This is a genomic window from Microbacterium sp. WCS2018Hpa-9, assembly GCF_031843745.1.
Lineage (GTDB): Bacteria > Actinomycetota > Actinomycetes > Actinomycetales > Microbacteriaceae > Microbacterium.
Genome location: NZ_JAVTIY010000010.1, coordinates 64,792 through 79,378, shown reverse-complemented (window position 1 = coordinate 79,378; position 14,587 = coordinate 64,792). Strand labels below are relative to the sequence as shown.

Below are 14,587 nucleotides of genomic sequence, written 5' to 3'. Positions count from 1 at the left end.
GCAACGGACCGAGACGCCCATGACGTGAGCGATCCTCAATCGAACAGGCGGGCCAGCTGTTGCCGGCTCGTCGCGCCCACCTTCCGCATCGACCGATGGATGTGGTTCTCCACCGTGCGTACGCTCAGGTGCAGGCGTTCCGCGATCTGCTGATTGGTGAGCCCTTCCGCCACGTTCGCGGAGACCTCACGTTCCCTTTCGGTGAGTCTGCGAAACAGGCCGGTGCTCTCTTCCCGGTCGAAGGATCCCGGTTGGAAGCGAGCCTCCAGCCACGCCCGCAGCGCGGCGATGCGCGCACTCTCCGGACCACCGGCGCTCTCATCGACGAGCTGAGCGGCGATGGTCAACGCGTGCAGTGCGTGAGTGACACGGCCGGTGGGAACGATGGCTTCGGCGGCATCGATCAGAGCCGTCGCATCCTTCGACGCGAGAGCATCGATGAGATCCTGCTCTGTGCTCAGCGACACCGAATCCGTGTCCGCGACCCACTCGGAGACCTTCTCACCCCGGGCGATGTCCGGGGTGAGTTGGAGGGCCCGCTGTCCGGCGACGCAGGCCGCGTAGATCGCTCCTCGTCGGTAGGCGGAGTCCGCGATCTCCCACAGGATCTCTGCCGCTGCACCCGGATCTTCTCGGGCGATGATTTCCGCTCGCGCCCATCTGACGGACATCAACGGGTAGGCCCCTTCTGGGCTGTCGGCGTCGTTCCGTTCCCGCGGGGACCACCCCGGGATCGTCGGCAAGGGAGCCAGAGCGCACAGGAGCCCGCACCGTGGCGAGTGGGGGAAGGCCGGTGCGTGCCCGATTCCTTGAAAGGTGTCCGCAAGATGCTGCAGCGGGTTCACGTACCCGCGGATGTTCAGAAGAACCCCGACCACGTATCCGCTCGCCCACAGCGCAGGCACGTCCAGCTCTTCCTTCGCCCGCTGGAACTCTCCGACCGCCTCTTCCACAGCTGCGTCGAAGTCGCCCTCGCCGAGGTGGACGAGTGCGATCAGGGCAGCGACGTCGGTGCCCTGCTGGGTTCTGTCGATGTTGCGCGCGAACCTGAGCGCGGCATGCGCGGCCGGGAACAGTCCGCGGGCGGCGAGGACCGCACCACGTGCGATCGCCAGCCGGGCGCGCACCCGCACGGGCAGCACGTCATGATCACCCAGGGTGCCCATGTCCACCTCGTCGACCCGTCCGAGGTCGACCAGCAGCAGCGCTCTCGCCGCGTCTGCGAGTCGCTCGTACGCTCCGTGGCGCGTCGCACCCGTGTCGAGGAGAGCAAGCCCGGCAGGCACATCTCCCTGCACACTCGCGACCCACGACGCCTGCCAAGAGCGGACCTCGGCGACAGCATGTTCGGATCCGGAGTGGGCACGCGAATCTCTCAGGACGGAGTCCACAGTGGGTGCCGCCCCCTCATCAACCCTCATCGCCTCGAGGTACCGCAGGGCTGTTTCCGCGCTCGGAGATTCCTCCCACGCGGACCGGGCATCCTGCACGCGTTCCTGCACCCGTTCACCGATCAGCCGGAGGAACACCGGATCGACGGGGTCCAGCTGCAGCATCGCCGCGGACCGGTCATGCTCGCCCGGCTCGGTCGCGAGCACCGTCATGTCGCGTCGGCCGCGCGGGTCGACGTGGCGGAAGTACTCGGCGATCAACGGCGGGTGCACGGTCAACCATTCCCGGGAGGTCCGCGCCTCCACACGAACGAACTCACGGGACTCCAGGGCGTCCAACACGTGCCCTGGCACCAGTTCCAATGCGCCCTGCCGATGAACCGTGCGGGAAGTGGAGATGAGTGCCAGCGCCCTGTTCTCCTCCACCGTGAGGCTCGTGAGCTGCCGGCGTACGATCCCCTCGAAGGAGGGGCTCCACAGATCCGTAGTGGCCACCCACGCACCGTCGCGGAGGGTGATCAGCCCTTCCACGCGCGCGGCGATCATCATGGTGGTCAGGATGCCGGGCATCCCCCCGGATTTCGCATAGAAGCGCGTCACGGTGCGCGGCTCCATCGCCGCTCCCAGGAGCTTGTGGGCCAATGCCCGTGTCTCATCGATGGTGAAGTGCGGAATGCGCACAGTCACCGGCGCGTCTCCGGGCGACAGCGGCAGCCGAGCATTCGGCCGGGTGCCGTGGTGCAGAAGGTCATGCACCGCAACGAACTGCACGCGAGAGTGGGCGCTGACACTGCTGAGCGCCGCCCAGCTGTCGACGTCCAACCGATACCAGTCGTCGATGAGGATGACGGTCTGCCGCGCTGCGACCATGCTCTCCACCGCCATGAGGTCTGCGCGCGGTCGAGTCGGGTCTCCCCCCGATTTGCGCGCCGTGCGCAGTGCCTCCGACAACGCGTTGACATGCTGCGCGTCCGCCAGGTCGGGCGGCCGCAGCACCAGACACTGCCACCCTGCTTCCCGCAACGCTTCAGCCAGCTGAGTGAGAAGGACGGTGCGGCCACTGCCGACCCGACCGACGAGGTCCACGTCGAGGCCGTGCGCAAGGTAGGCGACGACCATCGAGACCTGGTTCTCACGCCCGATCGTGCCGGTCATGGCTCGTGCACCCCCGCCGGCATCAGTGGCGGCAACCCGCAGCAGCCCCCGGGCAATCGATGAGTAGTTGCATATCCCACAATGCTCCCTCCGATCCCGCCGCAGCGCACTCTGTCGCCCCAGGGGGAGGCTATCCGCGCCGACGGAGCACTCACCTCCACCTGCACCGTTCCTGAGTAGCCGGGGCGCAGGTTAAGCAGCACGAGGACTGAAGTGAGCACTCGGAGGAGTTTCGAGCGCATCGAGCGCTCGGAACGGCAGTAGTCGGGTGCGTGAACGGCGCCGTGTCTCGGAACCGGCTTTCCGCACCACCGCCGAGCGAGCGGAATGAAGACGCCGCCATCGACCGGGGAATGGTCGCCCGTCCCAGATGGACGGTGAATGGCGGCGTCTCAGCTAGCTAGCTTCTGCCCGAGTTGGGGTGCTCGAGCGTGTCTCAACGATCGCAGCAGGCGTGGCCGGATTCGAGTGTTTCCACGTCGATTGAGTACCGGCGAAGCGCCACCCCCGGTCCGATACGTCGAACCTCAGTGTTCGTGACCCATCCGACGCCCTGCCCGCATGGCTGCATCACGACGATCTCAGCCCTTCTTGACACGCACTGAACACGCGTTTAGTCTGCTGTACATGCGTTCAGCTTCGGATGATCTCACTGCTCGGGCACGGATCCGCGATACCGCCATCGCCGCCTTCGCCCGTGATGGGTACGACGCCGCGAGCCTGCGCGCGATCGCCAGAGAGGCCGGCGTCAGCCCCGCGCTGATCGTGCATCACTTCGGCGACAAGAACGCCCTGCGCACGGTGTGCGACGACTACGTCGTCGGCGTCTTCATCGACGAGGATCACGACCTCATCGTGGCGCCCACCCGCGACCGCATCCGCACCGCTCTGCACGACCTCGAGCGCTACGGCCCCTACATCGACTACCTCGCGCGGATGCTGGTCGACGGCTCGCCCGCCGCCGATCGGCTGTTCGACAGCTTCCTCTCCAACACTCGCGATGTGCTGGCCGAACAGCGCGACGCCGGGATGCTCGAACCGATGAGCGATCCCGAGATGACGACCCTGCTGCTGACGCTGATCGGCCTCGGACCCGTCGTGATGCGCGCCCAGATCGCCCGCACACTCGGGATGGATCAACTGAGTCCGGCGGGGCTCCTGCGCACAACGCTGCCGACGCTCGAGCTGCTCACCCACGGCATCTATTCGACGACCGCACTGCTCGACGGCGCGCGAGACGCACTCGCGGCCGAGGGGCACACCCCGGGAGGAGACGCATCATGACCGACACCATCGAGATCGAACGCCTGCACAAGCGCTACGGCAGTCGCATCGCGCTGCACGAGCTCGACCTGCACGTGCGCCCAGGCACCGTGTTCGGGCTCATCGGACCCAACGGCGCCGGCAAGACGACGACGCTGCGCACACTCGTCGACGTCATCCGCCCGTCATCCGGCTCGGTCCGCGTCCTCGGCGAGGACCCCAGACACGGCGGCGCGGCGTTACGGCGTCGCATCGGCTACGTGCCGGGCGAGCTGCACCTCGAAGGTCGATCGAGCGGGCACCGGATGCTGTCGTTCTACGCCCAGGTGTCCGGATCCCGCGACGCCACCGCGACCCTGCGCACCGGCCGCGAGCTGGCCGACCGTCTCGGCGTCGACCTGTCGCGCCCCGTGCGCACGCTGTCGAAGGGCAACAAGCAGAAGATCGGGCTGATCCAGGCGTTCATGCACCGCCCAGAGCTGCTGATCCTCGACGAACCCACCAGCGGCCTCGACCCACTGGTGCAGCGCGAGTTCCTGCAGATGGTGCGCGAGGCGAAGGACTCAGGGCAGACCGTACTGCTGAGCTCTCACGTGCTCAGCGAGATCCAGCAGACCGCCGACGAGGTCGCGGTGCTCGCGAACGGCCGGGTCGTCGCCGACGGCGACGTCGCCTCCCTGCGCCTGGGGTCGATCCGCCGGGTGCGCGCCGAGATCTCGACGATGGATGCCGCGATCACCCGCGCCGACTTCGACCGTGTGCCGGGGCTCACCGGAGTCGAGGTGCGCGATGCCGACGGCATCCTGCTGCTGTCTGGCACGGTCGACGGCGCCATCGACCCGTTCATCAAGGTGCTCGCCCGGTTCGAGGTGCGCGACCTGACGGTCGAAGAGCCCGACCTCGAAGAGTCCGTACTGCGCCTGTACGGCTCCCCTGCGGCGAGCGCGGGCGTGCCGCCGAGCGCGGCGGCCCCCACGGACGCAGCACCGCCCACGGACGCGCCCCCGACGAGACGCACCCGCCGCGACAGGAAGGCGCAGCGATGAACGGCATCCTGCCGGTGTTCCGGCGCAACCTGCGCGAGTCGTGGCGCAGCCTTCTCGGGTGGACCATCGGCATCGCCGCCGTGCTGTTCCTCTATCTGCCGCTGTATTCGAGTCTCGGCGGCGACGGTCAGCTCGAGGCGATGATCTCTTCGCTGCCCAAGGAGCTCGTCGACACTCTCGGATACGACCAGATCTCGACGGGCGCCGGATACGCGCAGAGCACGTTCTTCGGCCTGATGGGCTTTCTGCTGCTGACGATCGCGGCGGTGATCTGGGGATCCGCGGCCATCGCCGGTGCTGAAGAGAGCGGGCGAGCCGAACTCGACCTCGCGCACGGCATCGGCCGCAGCCAGTACGCCCTCGAGTCGGCTCTCGCCGTGCTGATCAGGCTGCTGTGGCTCGGCATCTTCGCGGGGCTCGTGGTCTGGGCACTGAACGGCCCGTCCGACCTCGGCATCGACGGCGGAAACCTCGTGGGGGCGAGCGCTGCGCTCACCGGACTCGCCTTCCTCACCGCATCCGCCGCCCTGCTGGCCGGCGCGGCGACCGGCCGGCGCATCTGGGCGACCGGGGTCGGCGGGGGCATCGCCGTGCTCGGCTACATCCTGCAGGCGCTGGCGAAGCAGTCGAAGGATCTCGAGTGGCTGAACGCCTTCTCGCCCTACGCGTGGGTCTACCACCGACCGCCGCTCTCCGAGGGCGTCGACCTCGGCGGCGTCGCTCTGACCTGGGGCCTGGCGCTCGTGTTCGTCGTCGCCTCGGCCCTCGCGTTGCGGGCTCGCGACCTCCGTGGCTGACACCCCTCGCTCCGACTGCCCCTTGCGGAGGTAACACGATCGACACAGAATGGTCATCGAATAGATCAAATTGATCTGTTTGATTGGTGCAACGACGCACCCGAGGGAGATCCGCATGACCCTGACCATCGCCGGCTTGCAGCACGACGGCGTCCCCGGCGATGTCGACGCGAACCTCGCGATCATCGCCGACGCCGCTCGACAGGCCGTCGCGCAGGGCGCACGTGTGCTCGTGACCCCCGAGATGTTCGTGACCGGCTACAACATCGGCGCCCGACTCGCGCCCCTCGCGGTGCCGGAGCTGGTCGACCGGGTCGCGGCCGTGGCGGTCGAGACCGGGATCGCCATCATCGCCGGCCTGCCAGAGCAGCACCCCGACGGCGGGATCACGAACTCGCTGGTCGTGATCGACCGCGACGGCACCGAGCTGCTCCGGTACCGCAAGACGCATCTGTTCGGCGACCTCGACCGCAGCCTCTTCGTGCAGGGCTCCACCCTGCCGAGCACATTCGAACTCGACGGGGTGACCCTGTCGGTGCTCATCTGCTACGACGTGGAGTTCCCCGAGACGGTGCGCGCAGCGGCGCTCGACGGGGCGGATGCCGTCATCGTGCCGACCGCGCAGATGGAACCGTACGCCCACATCGCCGAACGACTCATCCCCGTGCGCGCGTGGGAGAACCAGATCCACGTCGTCTACATCAACCGCGTCGGCGACGAAGGCGATCTGACCTACGTCGGCCGCAGCAGCATCGTCTCGCCGGACGGCACCACCCTCGCCGCCCTCGGCCCCGCAGAGACCGGACTCCTGATCGCCACGATCGATCCCGAGACCACCCGGCGCGCCCGTCGTGAGAACCCGTATCTCGCCGACCGTCGCACCGACCTGTACTGAACTCCTCGCCCGCATCCGCCCCGGATGCTCCGTCGAAAGTGACCTCATGACCGTCTCCCCCCTCGCCGAGCCACGCCAGCGCCTCGACGGCCAGCTCGGCACCGGCGCCATCGTCTTCATGGTGATCGCCGCCGCGGCACCCCTCACCGTGATCGGCGGCAACGTCCCGATCGCGATCGGCGCCGGCAACGGCCCCGGCGCGCCGATCGGCTTCGCCCTCGCCGCCGTCATCCTGCTCGTGTTCTCGGTCGGATTCGTCACCATGACGCCGTTCGTCAAAGAGGCCGGCGCCTTCTTCTCCTACGTCACAGCCGGTCTCGGCTCCCGACTCGGCCTCGGCTCCGCCTTCACCGCGCTGGTCGCGTACACCGCGATCCAGGTCGGCATCTACGGCTACATGGGGTGGGCGGTCGACGACCTCGTCACCTTCTTCGGCGGGCCGAGCCTGCCGTGGTGGCTGTACTCGTTCGCGACGATGGCGATCGTCGCGGTGCTCGGGTACCGGCACATCGACCTCAGCGCCAAGGTCCTCGGCGTCGCGCTGGCTCTCGAGATCCTGGTCGTTGTCGTGCTCGACGTCGTGATCTTCGCGACCGGCGGAGCCGAGGGCATCGCGCTCGAGACGTTCGACCCGACCTATGTGTTCTCCGGAGGCATCGGGGTGGCCGTGCTGTTCGCCCTCACCGGCTTCATCGGCTTCGAGGCGACCGCCGTCTTCCGCGACGAGGCGAGGTCTCCCGAGCGGACCATCCCACGGGCCACGTATCTCGCCGTGATCATCATCGGGGTCTTCTACGCCGTCTCGTGCTGGGCACTGGTGACGGGAGTGGGTGCAGGCAACGCCGTGGCCGTCGCGCAGCAGACCCTCGCCGGCGAAGGCAACATGCTCCTCGACACCACGACCCAGTACCTCGGCCCGATCATGCGCGACGTCGTGCAGGTCCTCCTCATCACCAGCCTGTTCGCCTGCGTGCTCTCGTTCCACAACGTGATCGCCCGCTACCAGTTCACGCTCGCCCAGAAGTCGGTGCTGCCCGCACGGCTCGGCCAGCGCCACGCATCCCACCACTCCCCGGCGTTCTCGTCGCTGGTGCAGACCGTCACGGCGGCGATCATCCTGACCGTCCTCGCGCTGTTGGGCCTCGATCCCCTCGTCGGTGTCTTCGGCTCCATGGCCGGCGTCGCCACCGTCGGCATGGTGCTCCTGATGCTCACGACCTCGGTCGCCGTGCTCGTGTTCTTCGCCCGGCGGCCCGAGCTCGCGGCCGGCCGCGCGGGCAGGGCACGGGTCTTCCCCGTGCTCTCGGTGATCGGACTCGTGCTCGCCCTGTGGCTCGTCCTCTCGAACTTCACCCTGGTCACCGGCGGCAGCGTCGCCGTGAGCACGGCCCTCGCGCTCATCCCCGTGATCGCGATGGTGGTCGGTATCGTGTGGGGCAAGCGGTTCTCGCTCGACGCCGACACCGTCGACGGCACCGCCGCATCGGGCCGCGCGGAGGAGAGCGCGGCGCGCTGATCCGGACTCCCGGGTCGCGACCGATGCCGACCTGAGAGACGAGCGCGAACGATGGATCTGGCCTCCCCGGCACTCGGTGCGATCCGCCGCACCACCGCCGTCGACACCGTCCGCGCCCGTATCTCGCTCGCTGTCGAGCTCGGCATGCTCGCCCCCGGGCAGCGACTCCCCGGCACGGATGACACCGCTCGCGCGTTCGAGGTGAGCGAGATGACCGTGCGTCGCGCATATCGTGCGCTCAGTGCAGAGGGCGTCGTGGTGCGGCGACCGGGCCATGCGGGCGGCACCTTCATCGCCGACGCGCCCGTGGTCGGCACGGTGGTCGAGATCGACGCCTACCGCGCCGACGCCGCACACGTGCACGCGCTCATCGACCAGCGCGCGGTGCTCGAAGCCGGCCTCGCGGCGCGTGCGAGCAGTGCCCCCGACGAAGGCGCGCTCGCGCGCCTCGACGAGCTGGTCGACGAGATGCGCACCACGTCCGACTGGACCGGGTTCCGCACGGCCGACGCCGCCTTCCACGATGCGCTGGCCGGGATGGCGGGGGCCGCGGGTGCCGCCGAGCTGCACCACCGCGTCACGCACGAGCTGTACGCCTACTTCATCCCGTATCGGATCGACTATCTGCGGGCGTCGAACGAGGAGCACGCGCTTCTCGTCGATGCGCTCCGCTCGGGCGATGCCGCCGCCGCCAGTCGCCTGGCGTTCGATCACGTCGCCGAACTGCACGGCTCGATGTACGTCGGACAACCGCGCATCTGACGTTCCTCGGCCGCCCTTCCGTCTCGGCGCTTCCCCGCGCCGCCCCGGACACAACTTCGGACACGGTTTCGGACACAGCTTCGGACGGTGCCCGTCGACACACCGCCGTGCAGCCCCTCGTACCGGCCTGCCCGCCTCGGCATCCGAAGCCGTGCCCGCGACGGGGACCGGGGCCGGGCCGGGCCAAACCCCCACCAGCACCGCCGATCCGGGGTCAGTTTCGCACCGCACCGTACATGCGGGGTCAGTTTCGCACCGCAATGCGGCCTTTCGGATGCGGAACTGACCCCGCACGCACGGAGGCCCGCACGGACTCCGGCACAGGGCCCGGCACGGGCTCCCGGCCCGCGACGCGGACGAAAAGGTGTTGACACGACCAAGGTTAGGTGGTTACCTAGTCGAGTAACTAACCCACTAACCGCAGCGGAGGACTCGTGATCGAAGAAGGCAAGCCGCTCTTCCTCCAGATCGCCGAGCAGATCGAGGACTCGATCCTCGACGGCTCACTCACGGAAGAAGCTCAGGCCCCGTCGACGAACGAGCTCGCCGGCTTCTACCGGATCAACCCCGCAACAGCAGCGAAGGGAGTCGCCATGCTCACCGAAAAGGGAGTGCTGTACAAGCGCCGCGGCATCGGCATGTTCGTCGCCACCGGCGCGAAAGACCTGCTCCTCGGCGAGCGCCGCGCCGCCTTCGCCGACCGCTACATCGACCCGCTCCTCACCGAGGCCCGCACGTTGGGGCTCGGCCCGGACGACCTCGCCGCACTGCTCCGCGAGCGCGCGGCCCAGGAACCGCAGACATCGCAGACACCACAGACATCGCAGACAGAAGGGAAGAACCCCGCATGACCGCCGTCATCGAGGTGCATAACCTCACCAAGCACTACAAGGAGAAGAACGCGCTCGACAACGTGTCGCTCACCCTCGAGGGCGGCGCGATCTATGGACTGCTCGGTCGCAACGGGGCGGGCAAGACCACGCTCATGTCGATCCTGACCGCGCAGAACTTCGAGTCGTCGGGCACCGTGCGCGTGTTCGGCGAGCACCCGTACGAGAACACCCACGTGCTCAACCGGATCTGCTTCGTGCGCGAGAGCCAGAAGTACCCGGACGACGCGTACCCGCGTCACGCATTCAAGGCAGCGAGCCTGTTCTTCCGCAACTGGAGCCAGGATCTCGCCGACGAGCTGATCGAGCAGTTCCAGCTGCCGATGAAGCAGACGATCAAGAAGCTCTCGCGCGGCCAGCTCTCGGCCGTCGGGGTCATCATCGGCCTCGCCTCGCGCGCCGAGCTGACGTTCTTCGACGAGCCCTACCTGGGTCTCGACGCCGTCGCCAGGCAGATCTTCTACGACCGTCTGCTCGAGGACTACGCCGAGCACCCGCGCACGATCATCCTTTCGTCGCACCTGATCGACGAGGTGTCGAACCTCATCGAGAAGGTCATCGTGATCGACAACGGGCAGATCCTGCTCAATGAAGACACGGATGCCGTGCGCGACCGCGCTGTCACCGTGATCGGCGATGCGACCAAGGTCGACGCGTGGGCATCCGACCGCGAGGTGCTGCACCGGGAGGCCCTCGGCCGAGTCGCCTCCGTCACCGTGCTCGGCACGCTGTCTGCCGCCGAGCGCGCCGAGGTCACGGCATCCGGTCTCGATCTCGCTCCGGTGTCGCTGCAGCAGCTGATCGTGCGTCTCACCCAGAAGGCCGAGGCGGGCTCTGCCACCAGAGGCTCAGCCGCGAAAGAGGAGGTCCGCTGATGCGACGCACACTCAACGTCATCCGCCTGCAGCTGATCAACCGGCAGACGTTCATCTGGGTGCCGCTGATCATCCTCGGCTCCGCGGTGGTCATCTCGATACTCATCTACGCGATGATCCCGACCGAGGGCCCGAAGTACGGCGGCGGCGGCCAGGCTCCGCTCTGGTACTTCTTCGCCATCGGCCTCTCGGCGATGACACTGACCTTCCCGTTCTCGCAGGCCATGAGCATCACCCGGCGCGACTTCTTCTTCGGAACCATGCTCACGGCGATCCTGGGCAGCGCGTTCCTGGGGATCGTGTTCCTGATCGGCGGCGGCATCGAGACGCTGACCAACGGATACGGCATCAACGGCTACGTGTTCTACCTGCCGTGGCTGTGGGAGGCGGGTCCGCTGGGGGCGTTCACCGTGTACTTCGCCCTCGCCCTCTTCCTGTTCGTCGTCGGCTTCACCGGGGCGACGATCTACAAGAGCTGGGGGCCCACCGTGCTCACCATCGCGAGCGTCGGTCTGGGCCTCATCCTCGTCGGACTCGCCTTCCTCGCCACGAGACTCGAGCTGTGGGATGAGGTGTGGCGGGGGATCCTCGACGCCGGCGCGCTCGGACTCGCCCTGTGGGGCCTCGTCGCGACCGCGGTGCTCGCGGGCATATCGTTCCTCGCCTTCCGCAGAGCCATCCCCTGATCACTCGGTGATCACTCGGCGCCGGTCGCTCCTCACGGGGCGGCCGGCGTCGTCGCGTTCCGACCGCTACCTGCCCTCACCGCCGGATGCAACCAGGTGCGAGGACGGATGCCGAACGGCTAGCGTCATCCCTTCGGGGAGGATGACGAGAGGATGCCGTGACGAACATCAGAACCCGAGTGCGCGCGCGCCGCCCTGGCATCGTGCGCTCGCTGCGCGAGGCGGTCGACCCTGCCAGGCTGCTGCTCGTCGCCAAGACCGCACTGGCGGTCGGGCTCGCGTGGCTGATCGCTCCGCACACGCCCGGAGTCACCGACGAGTACCCGTATTACGCACCGCTCGGCGCGCTGGTCAGCATGTATCCGACACTGATGGGGTCGGTGCGGTCGGGCCTGCAGACCCTGCTCGGACTCGCCACCGGCATCGCCCTGGCGGCAGTCGTCGTGCTGACCGTCGGCCCGACGTGGTGGTCGATCCCTGTCGTGGTCGGCGTCGGCGTGCTGGTCTCGGGCACCGGCTGGTTCGGCGTCGGACGCGAATACGTGCCCATGGCCGCCCTGTTCGTGCTGATCGTCGGCGGCCAGAACGCCGACGAGTACTCGCTCGGCTACCTCGTGCAGATGGGGGTCGGAGTGATCGTCGGGTTCATCGTGAACCTGGTGATCGCTCCCGCGCCGCTCACTCTCGCCGCCGCGGCGAAGGTCGACGCCTTCCGCACTCAGCTGAGCGAGCACCTGCACGACATCGGATCGGCCGTCTCGGAGTCCTGGCCCCCGGAGCACGAGACGTGGGCCGACGATGCGTCATCGCTCGCCGACACGACGTCAGAGCTTCGCACCGCGCTGTCTGACGCCGACGACAGCCGGCGAGGCAACCCGCGCGCTTTCGGGCGCCGCGGAGAGACGCAGCACATCCACGCCGAACTCGCGCGCCTCGATCGCATCGCGCACCTGATCCGCGACATCTCCGACGAGACCGCCGACACCATCTGGGATCGCCCGGGCGCGCTCGAACTGGATGCGGCGCTGCCCGAACCGCTCTCGGCCGCGTGCCACGCGGTCGCCGAGGTCATCGCGCAGCAGGATCCGCTCACTCCCGCAGATCACCGCGCTCGCGGGGAGGCCGCCCGCGCGATCAGGCTGCTGCTCGAGACCGTCGACGACCGCACGATCGATGTGCGGCGGTCGATGGGCCCCGGCGTGCTCGCGGCCATGCAGCTGCGCCGCATCCTCATTCTCAGCGGCCATCGGGAGCCGGAAGAGGAGCCGGAAGAGGAACCGGAGGACGAGGGGGCGTAGCCCTCAGATCGTGTCGTCAGCGGCGACGAGGTCGATCTGCCAGAACCGCCCCTCCGCGTCATCGTCGTCATGCGCGGCTTCGGCCTCGGCCACCGCCTTGTCGAAGATCTCCATGACCCCCGTGAACTCCGCCTCGGTGAGCCGGGTCGTCCGCTGCTGGAACACGGCGTGGATGCCCGAGGCTCGCCCGCCGTAGTAAGCGGGCGACCACGCGATGACACGCTGGAGAAGGTCCTGATGCTCGGCGGCCAGGGCGCGCACGACGGCACCGCCGAGCTCCTCGTCGGCCACCGGGTGGTCGGGGTCGCCCACGCTCATCGCGCCCTTCACGGGCGCCCAGACCCGGTCGCGACGATCTCGGGCATGTTCCGGCGCCTCGACGATGAGGCCCGCGTCAGCAAGAGTGCGCAGGTGGAAGCTGACGCTGTTCGCGGCGACGTCGAGCTCGGCGGCGATGTCGGCCGCGCGCATGTGATCGCGGCGGGCCAGCAGTCGAAGGATCTGTCGCCGCAGCGGATGCGTGTAGGCCTTGAGCATGGCCGTCGTCATCCATACGGGATCTTCGCCGTGACTGCCCTCGCTCATGGTCAGATTCTACTCGCACGAATCATTGCGCAAGAGTAGTTGCGCAAGTCCTCTTGCGGAACTACTCTCGACAGCATGACGACGACCGTGACCGAACCCCACCGGCTCTGGCGGAACACCCGGTACCTGACCTGGCTCGTGAGCGACACGAGCAAGGGCCTCGCTGCGACGCTGTTCGCCTTCGCGATCCCGCTGCTCGCCCTGGTGGTCACCGACGACCCTGCGCAGGCGGGCATCATCGGCAGTGCGGGCATGGTCGCGCGGCTGGTCCTCACACTCGCCGGCGGCATCCTCGCCGATCGACACCGGCGCATCCTGCTCATGCTCATCGGCTCGCTGATCGGCATCCTGCTGGCTGGGGCCTTCACGGTGCTGGCCCTCGCCGAGGCTCTCACCTTCGGCACCCTGCTCGCGGCGAACGTGCTGCTGGCCGCGCGCAGCGGACTCTTCGACGTGGCCGGCGAGAGCGCGATCAAGGAGATCGTGCCCGACGACGCGATGGGCAGGGCTCAGGCGGCGAACCAGGGGCGGGATGCCGCGCTGCAGCTGGCCGGAGGCCCCCTGGGTGGAGTGCTGCTCGGTGTCGGCGGCTGGCTGGTCGGCCTCGTCATGACGCTCTGCCACACCGTCGCGGCGGTGACGGCGTGGATGCTGCAGCGCGAGGCGCGTCGCGCCGGAATCGCGGACACGCGGGCGGAGGCCGAGACCGCGACCGCGCGGGCCAGGACGAGCGCCTGGGCCGAGATGCGAGAGGCGTTCGCCTGGCTGTTCTCGCGGCCGGACCTCGGCGGCGTGCTCGTCATCATCACGATCATCAACCTCGGCTTCAACGCAGCGATCACGACCGTCATGTATTCACTCCAGCAGGCCGGATACTCGGAGCTGCTGATCGGCTCGCTCGGCGCGGGGGTCGGCGCGGTCATGCTCGCCGGCGCCCTCGTGGCGCCCCTGCTCGTGCCCCGCATCCGCACCGGGGTGCTCGCGATCGCCGGCCTCGCGGGTGGCGCCGTCGGCACCGTGCTGCTCGCAATGGTGACCGAGCCCTGGGCGATCATCGTCGTGATGGGCGCCTCGGTGGTGCTGCTTCCGGCGCTCAACGCGGGCATGATGGGCTACTTCATGGTCGCGACGCCGACCGAGCTGCTGGGTCGAGCCAACAGCGCGGCAGGCGTGATGGGAATGGGCGCCATGCCGCTCGCGCCGTTGATCGCCGGTTTCGGCCTCACGTGGATCGGCCGCGAGTGGACGATCCTCGTCTGCGCCGCGCTCTGCATCGTCGCCGTCGCGCTCGCACTCGGCAACCGCGCGCTGCGCGCTCTGCCCGTCGAATCCCGCTGGGCCGAGCACGCGAAGCAGTACGAAGTGATTTGAGCCGCACCCCTCCTCACTTCGAGTCGCGCGAGTGAACCCACATCCAGGCCGGATGCG

At 68.5% G+C, this 14,587-nt stretch carries 13 protein-coding genes; 11 read left to right on the top strand and 2 right to left on the bottom strand.

Going from position 1 to position 14,587, the window contains the following annotated elements:
* Positions 1-35 precede the first annotated feature (35 nt).
* Positions 36-2,546: a LuxR C-terminal-related transcriptional regulator gene (locus tag RQG82_RS18135; protein WP_311260193.1), complete on the bottom strand. Its 2,511-nt coding sequence runs from the start codon at positions 2,544-2,546 to the stop codon at positions 36-38.
* A 627-nt stretch (positions 2,547-3,173) separates the two neighbouring features.
* Here RQG82_RS18135 and RQG82_RS18130 point away from each other — a divergent pair.
* The 10 genes from RQG82_RS18130 to RQG82_RS18085 all read left to right on the top strand — a co-directional run bounded on the left by RQG82_RS18130 (position 3,174) and on the right by RQG82_RS18085 (position 12,574).
* On the top strand, positions 3,174-3,830 hold the full coding sequence (locus RQG82_RS18130) for a TetR family transcriptional regulator (protein ID WP_311260192.1): 657 nt from the start codon (positions 3,174-3,176) through the stop codon (positions 3,828-3,830).
* Positions 3,827-4,855, top strand: a complete 1,029-nt coding sequence (locus RQG82_RS18125; RefSeq protein ID WP_311260191.1) for an ABC transporter ATP-binding protein — start codon at positions 3,827-3,829, stop codon at positions 4,853-4,855. Before RQG82_RS18130 ends, RQG82_RS18125 begins: the two co-directional genes overlap by 4 nt.
* Complete coding sequence (locus RQG82_RS18120) at positions 4,852-5,652, top strand: ABC transporter permease subunit (protein ID WP_311260190.1); 801 nt, start codon at positions 4,852-4,854, stop codon at positions 5,650-5,652. The genes RQG82_RS18125 and RQG82_RS18120 overlap by 4 nt, the downstream gene beginning before the upstream one ends.
* Positions 5,653-5,767: 115 nt before the next feature.
* Positions 5,768-6,547 (top strand): carbon-nitrogen hydrolase family protein, encoded by a 780-nt coding sequence (locus tag RQG82_RS18115; RefSeq protein WP_311260189.1) that lies wholly within the window; start codon positions 5,768-5,770, stop codon positions 6,545-6,547.
* 46 nt (positions 6,548-6,593) lie between these two features.
* Complete coding sequence (locus tag RQG82_RS18110) at positions 6,594-8,063, top strand: APC family permease (protein ID WP_311260188.1); 1,470 nt, start codon at positions 6,594-6,596, stop codon at positions 8,061-8,063.
* A gap of 51 nt (positions 8,064-8,114) precedes the next feature.
* Positions 8,115-8,825 carry an FCD domain-containing protein gene (locus RQG82_RS18105; RefSeq protein ID WP_311260187.1) on the top strand — a complete coding sequence of 237 codons (711 nt, stop codon included), beginning with the start codon at positions 8,115-8,117 and terminating at the stop codon, positions 8,823-8,825.
* A 434-nt stretch (positions 8,826-9,259) separates the two neighbouring features.
* A complete protein-coding gene (locus tag RQG82_RS18100; protein ID WP_311260186.1) occupies positions 9,260-9,676 on the top strand; it encodes a GntR family transcriptional regulator in 417 nt (138 codons plus the stop codon).
* The gene (locus RQG82_RS18095) at positions 9,673-10,590 is read left to right on the top strand and encodes an ABC transporter ATP-binding protein (RefSeq protein ID WP_311260185.1); all 918 of its coding nucleotides are present in this window, start codon (positions 9,673-9,675) and stop codon (positions 10,588-10,590) included. The genes RQG82_RS18100 and RQG82_RS18095 overlap by 4 nt, the downstream gene beginning before the upstream one ends.
* Positions 10,590-11,276: a hypothetical protein gene (locus RQG82_RS18090; RefSeq protein WP_311260184.1), complete on the top strand. Its 687-nt coding sequence runs from the start codon at positions 10,590-10,592 to the stop codon at positions 11,274-11,276. Before RQG82_RS18095 ends, RQG82_RS18090 begins: the two co-directional genes overlap by 1 nt.
* Positions 11,277-11,434: 158 nt before the next feature.
* Positions 11,435-12,574 carry an aromatic acid exporter family protein gene (locus RQG82_RS18085; protein ID WP_311260183.1) on the top strand — a complete coding sequence of 380 codons (1,140 nt, stop codon included), beginning with the start codon at positions 11,435-11,437 and terminating at the stop codon, positions 12,572-12,574.
* A gap of 3 nt (positions 12,575-12,577) precedes the next feature.
* Here the strand turns inward: RQG82_RS18085 and RQG82_RS18080 are convergent, their stop codons facing one another.
* Positions 12,578-13,159, bottom strand: coding sequence for a helix-turn-helix domain-containing protein (locus RQG82_RS18080; protein ID WP_311260182.1), 582 nt, complete (start codon positions 13,157-13,159; stop codon positions 12,578-12,580).
* 75 nt (positions 13,160-13,234) lie between these two features.
* On the opposite strand from RQG82_RS18080, the gene RQG82_RS18075 reads away from it, so the two are divergent.
* Complete coding sequence (locus RQG82_RS18075) at positions 13,235-14,530, top strand: MFS transporter (RefSeq protein ID WP_311260181.1); 1,296 nt, start codon at positions 13,235-13,237, stop codon at positions 14,528-14,530.
* Positions 14,531-14,587 lie beyond the last annotated feature (57 nt).

What these genes read in the sequence shown, in the direction of transcription:
- RQG82_RS18135 (WP_311260193.1), bottom strand. Translation starts at nt 2,546, where the DNA reads ATGACCGGCACGATCGGGCGTGAGAACCAGGTCTCGATGGTCGTCGCC.
- RQG82_RS18130 (WP_311260192.1), top strand. Translation starts at nt 3,174, where the DNA reads ATGCGTTCAGCTTCGGATGATCTCACTGCTCGGGCACGGATCCGCGAT.
- RQG82_RS18125 (WP_311260191.1), top strand. Translation starts at nt 3,827, where the DNA reads ATGACCGACACCATCGAGATCGAACGCCTGCACAAGCGCTACGGCAGT.
- RQG82_RS18120 (WP_311260190.1), top strand. Translation starts at nt 4,852, where the DNA reads ATGAACGGCATCCTGCCGGTGTTCCGGCGCAACCTGCGCGAGTCGTGG.
- RQG82_RS18115 (WP_311260189.1), top strand. Translation starts at nt 5,768, where the DNA reads ATGACCCTGACCATCGCCGGCTTGCAGCACGACGGCGTCCCCGGCGAT.
- RQG82_RS18110 (WP_311260188.1), top strand. Translation starts at nt 6,594, where the DNA reads ATGACCGTCTCCCCCCTCGCCGAGCCACGCCAGCGCCTCGACGGCCAG.
- RQG82_RS18105 (WP_311260187.1), top strand. Translation starts at nt 8,115, where the DNA reads ATGGATCTGGCCTCCCCGGCACTCGGTGCGATCCGCCGCACCACCGCC.
- RQG82_RS18095 (WP_311260185.1), top strand. Translation starts at nt 9,673, where the DNA reads ATGACCGCCGTCATCGAGGTGCATAACCTCACCAAGCACTACAAGGAG.
- RQG82_RS18090 (WP_311260184.1), top strand. Translation starts at nt 10,590, where the DNA reads ATGCGACGCACACTCAACGTCATCCGCCTGCAGCTGATCAACCGGCAG.
- RQG82_RS18080 (WP_311260182.1), bottom strand. Translation starts at nt 13,159, where the DNA reads ATGAGCGAGGGCAGTCACGGCGAAGATCCCGTATGGATGACGACGGCC.
- RQG82_RS18075 (WP_311260181.1), top strand. Translation starts at nt 13,235, where the DNA reads ATGACGACGACCGTGACCGAACCCCACCGGCTCTGGCGGAACACCCGG.